Origin of the sequence: Pseudomonas sp. LA5, from assembly GCF_028640825.1 — a bacterium.
GTDB lineage: Bacteria > Pseudomonadota > Gammaproteobacteria > Pseudomonadales > Pseudomonadaceae > Chryseomonas > Chryseomonas aestiva.
The window spans coordinates 1-270 of the sequence record NZ_JAQYZY010000004.1 but is presented as its reverse complement, the minus strand read 5'-3'; the positions used below and the strand labels follow the sequence as shown (position 1 = coordinate 270).

The window sequence follows — 270 nt, the reverse complement described above, 5'->3', positions numbered from 1 at the left end:
GAGGGTTATATCTATCGCGGTGAAACTATCGAGGTGGATATCTACGGTGACATGAGCGGTTACCCCGGCACTCCGACTCCACCGCCAGGGAAGTGGGCCCGCTGGCTCCGGCCGGGCTGGCAGGAGCTGGACGCCGAGCCGGCGCCCTACGTCAAGCCGCTGGATCTACGCCGGCAGGAGCGCCTGGATGCTCTGAACCGGGACTTTCTGAACTCGTCCTCGGTGGTGCAGAGCTACAACCCGACGTTCGAGATATCGACCTGGGACCGG

General features: G+C 63.7%; 1 protein-coding gene. It reads left to right on the top strand.

Features of this window, described 5'->3' with window-relative positions; genetic code table 11:
- Nucleotides 1-51: 51 nt before the first annotated feature.
- Nucleotides 52-270 (top strand): hypothetical protein (locus PVZ72_RS00020; protein WP_273860867.1); only part of this gene is annotated, 219 nt, incomplete at its 3' end.